At 66.1% G+C, this 11,864-nt stretch carries 9 protein-coding genes; 2 read left to right on the forward strand and 7 right to left on the reverse strand.

Features of this window, described 5'->3' with window-relative positions:
- The 7 genes from GXY33_06380 to GXY33_06410 all read right to left on the reverse strand — a co-directional run.
- Positions 1-381, reverse strand: a 381-nt coding sequence (locus GXY33_06380; GenBank protein ID NLX04751.1) for a HEPN domain-containing protein, incomplete at its 3' end; no start/stop codon positions are given.
- Positions 378-698 carry a nucleotidyltransferase domain-containing protein gene (locus GXY33_06385; GenBank protein ID NLX04752.1) on the reverse strand — a complete coding sequence of 107 codons (321 nt, stop codon included), beginning with the start codon at positions 696-698 and terminating at the stop codon, positions 378-380. The genes GXY33_06385 and GXY33_06380, both read right to left, overlap by 4 nt.
- A gap of 194 nt (positions 699-892) precedes the next feature.
- Positions 893-2,008 (reverse strand): aldo/keto reductase, encoded by a 1,116-nt coding sequence (locus tag GXY33_06390; protein ID NLX04753.1) that lies wholly within the window; start codon positions 2,006-2,008, stop codon positions 893-895.
- Between the two features lie 42 nt (positions 2,009-2,050).
- A complete protein-coding gene (locus tag GXY33_06395; protein ID NLX04754.1) occupies positions 2,051-3,664 on the reverse strand; it encodes a TolC family protein in 1,614 nt (537 codons plus the stop codon).
- The gene (locus GXY33_06400; GenBank protein NLX04755.1) at positions 3,661-6,759 is read right to left on the reverse strand and encodes an efflux RND transporter permease subunit; all 3,099 of its coding nucleotides are present in this window, start codon (positions 6,757-6,759) and stop codon (positions 3,661-3,663) included. The genes GXY33_06395 and GXY33_06400 overlap by 4 nt, the downstream gene beginning before the upstream one ends.
- Positions 6,756-7,979: an efflux RND transporter periplasmic adaptor subunit gene (locus tag GXY33_06405; GenBank protein NLX04756.1), complete on the reverse strand. Its 1,224-nt coding sequence runs from the start codon at positions 7,977-7,979 to the stop codon at positions 6,756-6,758. Before GXY33_06405 ends, GXY33_06400 begins: the two co-directional genes overlap by 4 nt.
- Positions 7,976-8,605, reverse strand: a complete 630-nt coding sequence (locus GXY33_06410) for a TetR/AcrR family transcriptional regulator (protein ID NLX04757.1) — start codon at positions 8,603-8,605, stop codon at positions 7,976-7,978. Before GXY33_06410 ends, GXY33_06405 begins: the two co-directional genes overlap by 4 nt.
- A 327-nt stretch (positions 8,606-8,932) precedes the next feature.
- Here GXY33_06410 and GXY33_06415 point away from each other — a divergent pair, with 327 nt between their 5' ends.
- Together GXY33_06415 and GXY33_06420 are read left to right on the forward strand one after the other, a co-directional pair.
- Positions 8,933-11,110 (forward strand): sulfatase-like hydrolase/transferase, encoded by a 2,178-nt coding sequence (locus GXY33_06415; protein NLX04758.1) that lies wholly within the window; start codon positions 8,933-8,935, stop codon positions 11,108-11,110.
- A gap of 118 nt (positions 11,111-11,228) precedes the next feature.
- A complete protein-coding gene (locus GXY33_06420) occupies positions 11,229-11,846 on the forward strand; it encodes a cytochrome c3 family protein (GenBank protein ID NLX04759.1) in 618 nt (205 codons plus the stop codon).
- The last annotated feature ends 18 nt before the right edge of the window (positions 11,847-11,864 follow it).

Consider the following 11,864-nt stretch of genomic DNA (forward strand, 5'->3'; position numbering starts at 1 on the left):
CTGCGGTAGTTCCGGATGCGCGCGTCGAACTGCGTCCAGAATCGCAGCGGCTTTCTGTACTGCGTTCCTTGCATCGGCGGCGGACACGCGTGACATCCCGCCGTAGTCCGCTGTTTCACGCAGGTCCAGGAGGAGGTCATACGCCTGGCCGAGTTCCGCGGGCCATTCGCCGCTTCGAATCAACTCCCGATGCAGAGCCGCACGGACCGCCGAATGCTTGGAGAAACTCTGTCCCCGAAGAGCGAAAAGGCAGGTGACGGCATGGAATGCGGCATAGTACGCCCTGGAAGCGGCGGAGTCCGGATCGCTGCTGATAAGTTGTTGGCCGGAACCAAGGGTGCGGCGCGCCCGCTGCCATTCCGCAGCCGCAAACTCCTTCATAGCACAACACCCTCACCGTGCGCCTGCTCGTACAGCGGACACTTGATCGTTTCGTACTCGGACGCCGAAACGGGTTTGGCGCTGATTCGCCGGCCGATCTCCAGGGCAAGCGGGTAGAGCGCCTCCAGGTTTGTTTCCAGGTCTCTGCCAAGATCCACCGGTTCATCCAACAGCACCAGGAGGTCAACGTCGCTATCCGGACCGGCCTCGCCACGGGCCTCCGAACCGTACAGAATCACCCCGCGCAGACGCTCGCCATGCGCCTCAGCCAATCGCGATTTGATCCGGTCCAGCAGTTCGCCTCTCATCGTGACCATCTCTTACGGCTCTCCGACGCAACGCCCTTATCAGAACAACCTGCTTACTCCAGGCAGGAGTTACCCTCTCAGGCAAGTGCATTCTACGACAGGGATTCCGATTCGACAAGCCGGGAAATGGGACACCCTCGGACCTTGGACACTCGACGCCAGAAACGCCGCGTTCCCACGAAGGTTATTCAAGGATTCCGCCATCAGCCCAGCAGGTCCGCCACGTCTTTTAACTGGTCGATGATCGGAATCTCATTCGGGCATTTGGACAGGCATCGGCCGCAGGCGACGCAGGCGGTGGCGGAGCGGTCGCCTTCCTTGTGACTGCGAAGGCGGCGAAAGCCGGCCCGGCCCGACTCGACCAGGCCGAAGAGCCGGGCGCGGTTCAGCAGCAGGAAGTTCTGCGGGATGTCCACGCCCTGCGGGCATGGCATGCAGTAGCCGCAGGACGTGCAGATGCGAGTCGCCCGCTGGCGGATCGACTCGAGCCGGGCCAGCATGGCGCGCCGCTGGCGTTCGGTCATCGGCGTTTTGCGGCTGGCGGTCGCGACATTCTCCTCGACCTGGGCCTCCGTGCTCATTCCCGACAGCGCCGCCGAGACGCCCGGCGTGGCCATCACGTACCGCAGCGCCACCTCCGACGACGATCGGGCGCCCGGCAGCAGGCGCAGGATCTCCGGCGTCGTCGCCGCCAGCGTGCCGCCGCCCACCGGGTTCATCACCGAGACGCCCATGCCTCTGTCAGCGGCGTAGGCGATCGTTTCGGCGATGGTCGGATTGAGGAAGTTGTAGCTGACCAGCATGGCTGAGAACTCGCCGGTGTCGATGAACGCCCTGACGTTTTCGGGCGTGTCGTGCGAGGAGAAGCCGCGGAAGCGGATCAGGCCGCGTTTGATCGCCCAGTCGGTGAGCTTGAAGAACTGCCGGCCCCGGCTGCGGAAGGTGTCCATCGACATCGAGTGGAACAGCAGGTAGTCCAACCGGTTGACGCCCGTCTTTTCCAGGGCTTGGACCAGAAGCTCCTTGAAGTGCTTTAACGGTTTGCGGTTGTAGAACGGCGTCTTGGTCTGGATGTAGATCCGCTGGCCTTTCCACCCCTTGAGGGCTTGGCCGATGGCGACTTCGCTCAGGCCGTTGTGGTAGAAATGGTGGCTGTCGAAGAAGTTGACGCCCAGTTCCATGGCCTTTCGCATAACCGCCACGGACCGGGTGAAGTTCACGCTGCCCCAGTCGCCCTTGCGCCGGGCCGGCAGACGCATCACTCCAAAACCAAGCCGCGAGATTTCCGGACCGTCCTTGCCGTAGCGAGCGTACTGCACTTCTGAAAGCTCCTTCCTCAATCCCTGGTTCAGAAGTCGTCTCTACCGGATTTCCGACGGCGAAGGCGAGGCGGGAACGCGGGGAATGTCAATCATGGCCTGCCGTCCCGGGGCTGAGAGGCCGCGCCGCTCCAGGAGCGAGCCTTCGAGCCGGTACAGTTGCGTCCGGGCCTTGAGATAGTTGGCCACCGCCTGGACCTCGGCGACCTGACTGGCCACCAGGTCCCGCTGGGCCGCCGCCACGAGAATCGCGGTGGACTTGCCGACGCGGAACTTGACGGTTTCGGCGCGGAGTTTTTCCTCCTGGAACCGCCGGGTGGTCGCGGTGGCGTCGACCTGCTCGCGGGTACGGCGGACCTCGATGAACGCCAGGGCCACGTCCTGACGCACCAGGTCCTCGAGGTTGCGTAGGGATTCCTCCTGCTGTTCGAGGCTCAGCACGGCCCGCCGATGTTGGGCCCGATCCGCCAGGTTCGTCACCGGATGTTCGAACCGCACGCCCACCAGCGCGTCGTACCCCTGCGTGTCGAGGTCGCGCAGGGCGTCGCCGAACGACTCGGCGTAGCCGGTCCGGCCCAGGGTGACGAACAGGTCAAGCCGCGGCAGCAGGCCGTTGCGGGTCTTGACGATCTCCAGTTGGTCCCGGCGCACCAGCAACTGGGCCTGCCTGATCTCCGGCCGAAGGTGCAGGGCCACCGCCATGTGATCCTCCAGCGACTCCAGCGGGATCGGCGGCACCGTCGGCTCCGTGTGCGGGATGATCTGACACCCGGTCGCGGGCATCGCGTCCGGCCGGATCAACCGGAGCAATCGCACGCGAACCGCATCCGCCAGACTCCGTGCGTTGATCAGCGCCTCGCGTCGCAGGGCCACTTCCGCCTCCGCCGCCGCCAGCTCGGTCTCGGCCAGGTCGCCCACGCGGATCCGGTGCTGCGTCTCGTCGAGTTGCTGCTGGGCCAGGGCCAGCGAGTCCTCGACGATCCGCACCTGCCGGCGGGCCAGCACGTAATCCCAGTACGTGGTCTCGACCTCGGCCACCAGCGCCTCAGCGAAGCCGCGAAACTCGTACTCGGAAAACTCGACGTCCACTTTGGCCTGCCGCAGATCGGCCAGGTTGACCGCCACGCCCGCGCCCTCCAGCAGGGCCTGGGTCACCGTCACGCCCGCCCGCACCGCGTGGAAGTCGTCCAGCAGCGTGCTCCACCGCCGGTCGGTATCGATCCCCGCGTCGATCGTCGTGCCGGTCGGCAGGAACTCGGCGATCGCCGCCCGGCCGGTCACCACGCTGTCGCGGACCGACTCGCCCTCGCGGTCGAAGACCCGTTCGCGACCGCCCGCGATCTCGCCGACCAGCACGGGTTCGAACGCCGCCAGTTCCTGCTGGACGAACGTGCGGGCGATGGGCGGGTTGAGCCGCTCGACGCGCAGGGCGCGGTTGTTTTCCAGCGCCTGCAGGACCGCCTCTTCGATCGTGACCTCGACGGAAACGGCTTGGGTGGAACAGACGCTCTCGCGGTCCGCGGGTCGAGTCGACGCCGGCGCGACCGCCGGCTGCGACGTCGGCCGGATCATGATCGGTTTCGGATCGTCCTTGATCGCCGCGCACGATGCGACCGCCAGAGCTGGAACCGCCGCCAGTAGCACGAATCGCCTCACCGTTTCTCCTCCGCCGGTCTGCTGTTGCGTCCGCTTCGCTCGAACAGCGAATAGACGACCGGCACCACAACCAGCGTAATCAGGGTCGAGCTGAGCAGTCCGCCGATGACCGCGCGGGCCAGCGGGGCCTGGGCCTCGCCGCCCTCCCCTACTCCCAACGCCAGCGGGATCAACCCAAAGATCGTGGTCAGCGCGGTCATCAGGATCGGCCGCAGACGCCGCCGTCCCGCCTCCTCGATCGCCTCCCGCAGACCCATACCCTCCTGCCGCCGCAGCAGGTTGGTGTAGTCCACCAGCAGGATCGCGTTGTTGACCACGATCCCGCCCAGCAGAATGCAGCCGATGTACGACTGCATGTTGAACGTGGTCCCGGTCAGAAAGAGCATCCAGATCACTCCGATCGCGGCCAAGGGCACCGAGAACATTACCACGAACGGGTCGCGCAGCGACTCGTAGAGGCTGGCCATCACCATGTAGACCAGCACCAGCGCCAGCACCAGTCCCATCGCCAGCTCGCGAAACGCCTCCTGCTGGTCCTCGTAGTCGCCGCCGAACCCGATGACAAAGCCGCGCGGCGCGGGCAGCGACCGCAGGCCCTCGCGGATGTCCGCGAGGATCGAGCCCATGTCGCGTCCCTCGATGTTCGCCTGCACGGTCACCAGCCGTTCCTGATCCTTGCGCTCGATCTGGACCGGACCGGAACGCGGCTTGACCGTCACGATGTTGCGAAGCACCACCGGCTGGCCGTCCGCGTTGACTACGCTCAGATCGAGAATCTCCCGCAGCGACCGGTACTCGGCGTCCTTGAGCTTGACCCGGATCGCGTACTCATCGCCGCCCTCGCGGTAGTTGCCCGCGGTGGTCCCGGAAATCACCGTCTGGAGCATTTCGGCCACCTGCTGGACCGTCACCTTCATCGCTTCGGCCTTGCTCCGATCCACCGCGATCAGGCGTTCCGGCGCGCCGATGTCGCGGCTGATCTGGGCGTCGGTCACGCCGCGCACATCCTCCACCAGGACCTTGACCCGCTCGGCCAGAGCGTCGGCGGTCTCCAGATCGTGGCCGCGAATCTCCACCACAACCTGCTCGCTGCCGCCCATCATCCGCTGCATCAGAAACAGCCCCTGGCCCGCCCGCGTCCGGATCGTGGCGCCGGGAATGCCGGCAAGCTCCCGCCGCAACGCCGCCGCCACCTCTTCGCTCGACCGCGTCCGCTGGCTCTGGGGCTTCAGCGAGATCCGCAGGTTGGCGGTGTGCGAGCTGCCGCGCCAGTGCGAGCCGCCCACGCTGGCCACGACACTTTCCAGTTCCGGCGTTTCCCGCGTGACGATCGCCTCCACCGCCTCCATCGTTCGATCCACCACGCCGACCCGCGTGCCGACGTCCATCTCCACGTCGACCCGCACCTCGCCCTCGTCGCTGGCGGGCATCAGTTCGCTTCCGACCAGCGGCACCAGGAAGAGACTGCCTCCCAGCAGCAGTAACACCGCCGCCACCACCAGCACCCGATGGTTCAACGCGAAGTGAAGCAGACCCTTGTAGTCCTCCTCCAGCCGGACCAGCATCGCCCCGCTCGTTCGGTAGATTCTGCGGCCGAATGACTCGTGTCCCGCCGGTTCCGGCCCGGCGGCGGCCAGAAAGCGCGACGCCAGCATGGGAATCAGCGTCAGCGCCACACCCAGCGAACAGAGCAGCGCGAACCCGATCACGTACGCCAGTTGCCGGAACATCACGCCGGCCATCCCGCGCACGAAGATCATCGGCAGGAAGATGGCCAGCGTCGTGATGGTGCTGGCTATGATCGCCCCGGTCACCTCCTCCGTTCCGCGGACGGCGGCGTCCTGCGGGTTCGCCTTGGCCTCGCGCATGCGGAAGATGTTCTCCAGGACGACGATCGCGTTGTCCACCAGCATGCCGACGCCCAGGGCCAGTCCGCCGAGCGTCATCAGGTTCAGCGTGAACCCGCCGAAGTAGATCATCGCGAACGTGGCGATGATCGAGACAGGGATGGCGACCGAAATGATCATCGTGCTGCGGACGTTCCGCAGGAACACCAGCAGCACCACTACGGCGAAGAGGCCGCCGTAGAGGGCTGAGGAGCCCACGTTGGTGATCGACCGCTGGATGTACTCCGAGGTGTCAATGATGGGAATGACGTGGATCTGCGGGATGTCCTCGTTGATGCGGTCCAGCTCTTTGAGCACCCGCTGGGCCACCTCCACCGTGTTGGTGCCCGACTGCTTGTTGACCGAGAGGCGTAGTCCCGGCCGGCCGTTGACCCGCACGATCTGGCGCACCCGCTCCCACCGGTCCGCCACCTCGGCCACCTCGCCCAGCCGCACCGGCGATCCCTGATGCACCGCCACCGTCGTGTGGCGAAGCTGGTCCAGGTCCGTGTATTCGCCGGGAGTCCGCAGGGTCAACTCGTGCACTCCGGACTCGATTGTCCCGGCGGGAAGGGTCAGGTTCGCCTCGCGGATGCGGGCGATCACCCGGTCCAGCGGAATATCGAGCGCCTTGAGCTTGTCCGGGTCCAGATCGACGTGAATTTCCCGCTCCAGACCGCCCCAGACGTCCAGCGCCGCCACGCCTGGCACGCGTTCGACGCGGTACTTGATCTGGTCGTCGATGATCCGCCGCGTCTGGATCGGGTCCAGCCCGCTCGAGGCCCCGAGGATCAGGATTGGAAACGCCGCCGGGTCGAACTTCCGCAGCGAAGGCCGGTCCGCGTCTTCCGGCAGGCGCGGGATCACCCGGTCGAGCCGGTCTCGCACGTCGTTGGCCGCGGCGTCCAGGTCGGTGCCCCACGTGAACGTCACCCGCACGCTGCTGCTGCCCTCGGTCGAGACCGACGAGACCTCCTCGACGCCCGGCACCGCGCTCATCGCCTCCTCGACCGGTCGGGTCACCAGTTCCTCGATCTCCTCGGGACTGGCGTTTTCGTACGAGGTCGAGACGCTCAGCGTCGGGTAGGTGATGTCCGGCATCAAATCGACCGGCAGCCGCGAAAGCGACAGTCCGCCCAGGATGATGACGCTGAGCGTCACCATCGTGGTGAACACCGGCCGACGTACGGAGAAACGGGCGATCTTCACAGGCGACCCCCCCGTCCTTTGCCGCCTTGCGCACTCGGCTGGGTGGCCGGACCCGCCTCATCGCGCGGCAGCATGATCGACGCCCCATCCTCCAGGAGGTGCTGTCCCAGCGTCACCACCCGCCCTTCGAGCGCCGGGCTGCGCACCTCGGCCCATTCGCCGTCGATGATTCCCACCTCGATCGGCACGAACCGCGCCGTCTTGGCCGCCGGATCGACCACGAACACCCCTTGCTGATCATCGCGCCGCACCAGCGACGCAGCCGGCGCCACCGTCGCGTCCGCGTGCTCGGCGAACTTGATGCGAGCCCGCACGAACATGCCCGGAGCCAGCAGGCCGTCGGGATTCGGCACTTCCACCTCGACCCGGGCCTGGCGCGACTCCTCCCGCAACACCGGGGCCCGCCGTACCAGGGCGCCTTCGAATTCGCGGTCGCCGTAGGCGTCGGTCATGATCGCCACCGGCTGGCCGATCCGGATCGCCGGAAAATCGCGCTCGATCACATAGATCACCGCCAGGACGGTATCGACGTCCACGATTGAGACGATCGGATCGTTGGCCCTCAGCATCGCCCCTTCATCGACGAACCGCTCAGCCACGAAGCGCGGGCCCTGGCCGTCGATCCACGCGGCGTGAATGCGGGTGTACGAAAGCCGCACCTGGGCCGCCCGCAACTCCGCCTCCTTCTGGCGGATCTGGGCCTGGGCCACCTCGTGCAGCGCCTCAGCCGCCCGGTGCCGGGCCCGGGCCTGGTCCAGTTCCGCCTCCGAAGCCACCTGCTGCTTGCGCAGCTCCTGGGCCCGTTCGAACTCGCGGGCCGCCACCTCGAGGTTGCTGTGGGCGTCGGCCAGGCTCGCCTTGCTGACCTCCAGTTCCGCCCGGGCCTGGGCCACCTGCTGGGCGTATTCCTCGCTGTCCAGTTCGGCGATCAGATCGCCGTTGCGGACCGGATCGCCGATGTTCACGCGCAGCGTCTCGAGCCGGCCCGAGACCTTCGGCGCCGCTATGAACTGCGAATGCGGCATCAGCGTCCCGGTGAATTCGCCCACGTCGCGCACCGTCCGCCGCTCGACCGGGGCGACCTCGACCGCCACGGCCCGGGGGCCGCGACCGCGTCCCCAGCCGTCGGCGTCGCCCTGCTGCGAAACCCGAACATACACCCGCCATCCCACCAGGCCCGCCGCCGCGATCAGAATCAGCAGGACCACGACCTTCTTCATGCATTCACCTCATTACCGATCATTCCCGCATGGACCGCACGCATCGAAACCTTCCGTCCGGCCCCGCTGAGAAACAGGTCCACCAGCAATTCGTCCTCGACCGTCACACTGGCCTCCCGCAAGCTCCGCCCTCGCGCCCGCAGAACCCCCAACAGGAAATGCGCCAGCGTTTCCGGGGCCAGGTCGTCGCGCACCTGCCCGTCCGCCTGCCCCTTGCGGAATATCCCGCCCAGGCTCTCGACCAGAAGCTGCCGCTTGGCCGCCCACTTCTCCTGGATGCGGCCGTGGCACAGCGACATCCGGGCGTCTTCGGTCTGGATCATCCGGAACAACTGCCGCCGCTGGGCGAAAAAATCGCTGATCGCCCGGCATGCCTGATGCACCTGCTCGCGGAATGGGGCCTCGCCCACCACGTCTCGCCGCAGCAGTTCGCACAACTCGGCGAATCCCGAGGTCGCCACCTGAAAGAAGAGATCGTCCTTGTCGGCGAAGTAGCGGTAGACGGTGCCCTTGCCCACCCGGGCCTCGCGTACCACGTCATCCAGCGTGATCTCGTGGAGTCGGCGGCTCGTAAAGAGCCGCTCGGCCGCCTGCATGATCTGCTGACGCTTGTCCGCCTTGGCCATCAGAACCACCTACCGTAACCGTCAACCGCCGTCGGGCTCAAAATGATACTGACCAGTCAGTATCGTAATCATAGCGGCCCGCCGATCCCACGGCAAAAGTATTTGTCCCACCGGGTGTTACCGCAACGGCGGGCGCGATCGGTCCAAAACGGCCGAGACCCTTCCTCCGGTGCGGCATGCACGAGAAGTGGAGTTTGGCCCCTCGTTCGCGTATACTGGTTTACTTGTCCTGAACCACATAAGACGTACGCAGCAGAGGCCAACATGACAGATACGCTGTCCTCCGACAGCCCGGCAAGCAGCCAGCCCCGGTCCTCAGAGCCCGGCATGTCCGGATTCAGGGCTCTTCTGGCCTGGTCGCTGCTGGGGCAGCTTGGCCTCTGGCTGCTCTGCGCGGGTCTGGCAATCGGCTTTCTGCACACCAGCCAGGACCAGTGGTACGTGCTGGCCCGGACGCGGTTTCTGCCGGTGCTGCTGCGGCTGCAGTTGGGCATGCTGCCCTACTACCTGGTGCTCGGTCTGGTTTTCGCCGTCTGGCTGTGGATGATCCGGCGGGCGTGGATCGCCCACCTTCGTCCGGTTCGGGTCTGGCCGGTGCGGGCGGGCATGGTGGGTTTGTGGTTTTGGGCGATCCTGACGATCATGGCCTGGGCGGTGGTCCACCACTTCGGCAGTTTCTGGTCGATGACCACCCTTCTGGCCGACAAGTTCGATATCGTCATCCGCTACCGCGACGTGGCCGTCGTCAGACCGGTCGTCCGGCTCAGCGCGATGCTCCTGGTAATCGTTTCATTTGCCGCGGCGCTCAACCTCGCCATTCACATTTTGGGCGACCCGCGTGGCCGACGGGTCGTGCGGATCGCCGTCGTTATCGTCTTTCTGACCGCGGTCGCCAGCGGAGCGGCCGCGATGCTCCGCTCCTCCGGTCATCAAGCCGCCGCCGGGGTCGAACAGGCTCACCGGTCCGACCGGCCCAACCTGATCGTTCTGGCCAGCGACTCCCTGCGGGCCGATCACCTCGGCTGTTACGGCTACCCGCGCGACACCAGCCCCAACATCGACGCCCTCGCGGCCCAGAGCGTGGTCGTCGAGGACCTGCTGGCCGCCACCGGCAGCACCACCGACTCGTGGTTTTCCACGCTCAGCGGCCTGTGGCCGTACGAGCATGGGATCCGCTCCGTCTTTCCCACTTGCGCCCAAGCCGAAGCCGCCGGGAAGATTCCCACCGTCATCCGCCGCGCCCGCGAGGAAGGCTATCGCACGGTGGTCATGGGCGACTGGGCCGGCTGCAGCTTCGACTCGATCGATCACGGGTTCGAGGTCGTGCAGGTCGATCCGGACATGACGTTTCCCGACTACATCGGAAAGGTCACCGAGAAGACGCACCTGTGGATCATGGCTGCGACCATGAACCCGCTGTGCCGATGGCTTGGCCTGTCGGTCGGCGACGACCTGAACCGCAACACCTATGCCGACATCCTCGACATGATGGACGCCGAGTTTGCCCGGGCTCGCCGGACCGGTCAGCCGCTGCTGCTGGTCGCGTTCGTCTCGGTCACGCACATGCCCTACCGCGTCTACGACGAGTTCGACGTCCGCTTCGGCGAGCCCGGCTACGAGGGCCCGCACGAACGGGCCATGGACGTGTCTCTGGCCAGCCTGCTGGAAGGGGGCGCCAGCGACCGTCTGCGCCAGTCCCGCCAGCGGATCATCGACCTCTACGACACCACCATCTGGATATTCGACCGCATGGTCGGCCGGGCCGTCGAGTCGCTGCGGACCAACGACCTGCTCGACTCCTCGCTGGTTTTGGTCACCAGCGACCACGGCGAGGACTTCTTCGAACCGGGCACCGACTCGAGCCACGGCAAATATGTCAACGCCGGCCTTCAGAGCTTCCATTTGCCGTTCGTGCTCCGATGGCCCGAAAGGCTGTCGCCGCATCGCGTCCAGCGCCGGGTCCGCAACATCGACGTCGCGCCGACCCTCGTCGATCTGCTCGACCTGCCGCCGCTCGGACGGATCAGCGGCCAAAGCTTCGTTGATCTCCTGCTTGACCCAACCCGCGACGACGGCGACAAGAGCGCGCCGTGCTTCTTCGAAACCGGCTTCCTGTGGGACTGCGAAGCCACCTACCCGCCCGACGGCAACCACCTCGGCTACCCCGCCATGAGCATGGTCGTATCGCCCGACCCGCAGTGGTACTACCGCATGGTCATTCCCGAAGCCACCTATCCGACGGTGATGCGGGCCAAGGACCGCGCGGTGCTGATCGGCGACTGGAAACTGGCGTACCTGGCCACTTGCGGCAGGCCCACCCTCCAGCTCTTTGACATCGCCGACGACCCGCACTGCCGCAACCCGCTGCCTTTCGACCAGGGCCCCTTCAACGATCTCGCCCGGCAACTCCACGCCTGGATCACCGCCGATCCGCGCGAGGAATTCTACCTGTACGACGGCATGACCCGCCGGCAGTTCGATCGGCTCTTTGTGCACACCGACTGATTCCGCTCCGCGCCGAGGCTCCGAGCTTTTTTGTATTGCCAGCCCCTCCGTATCCACTATAATCAGCCGCCAGAAGACAGGGAGTATCATTGGCCGTGCCGCGGAGGGGTGCAGGTTCGTGGCGAGCATGTTCACGCGGAAGTTCGAACGCCGGATCTACATTTTTCTGGCCGTTGTGGCGCTCTCGGTGACGTGGGGGTTCGCGTTCGGCGTCTACGCCCTCTGGCCAGCCAACGTCGAAACCGGCTACGAACCGGACCAGCCCATCGCCTACTCGCACCGCCTCCACGCCGGTGAACTGCAAATCGATTGCCAGTACTGCCACTCCAACGTCCAGACCGGCGCCCACGCCGACATCTCCTCGGTCGCCAACTGCATGAAGTGCCACACCCAGGTGCAGACCAAGGGCGCGGACGGCCGGATTAAGCCCGAGATCGCCAAGCTGCTCGAACACTGGGAGACCAGGACGCCGATCCGATGGGTCTTCGTCCACAACCTCGCCGACTTCGTCTACTTCGACCACAGCCGCCACATCAACGCGGACCTCGACTGCCAGGAGTGCCACGGCCAGGTCGAGCTCATGGAGCGGGTCCAACAGGTCTATCCGCTGACGATGGGCTGGTGTCTGGAGTGCCACCGCAAGGCGCCGCCTCCGGGCTATCCGGACCGGCCCGAAAGCTATCCGCAGGGCCGCGATACCTGGGCCCCGACCCACTGCTACGCCTGCCATCGGTGAAACGAAAAGTGGAGCAAG

It is taken from the genome of Phycisphaerae bacterium (assembly GCA_012729815.1).
GTDB lineage: Bacteria > Planctomycetota > Phycisphaerae > JAAYCJ01 > JAAYCJ01 > JAAYCJ01.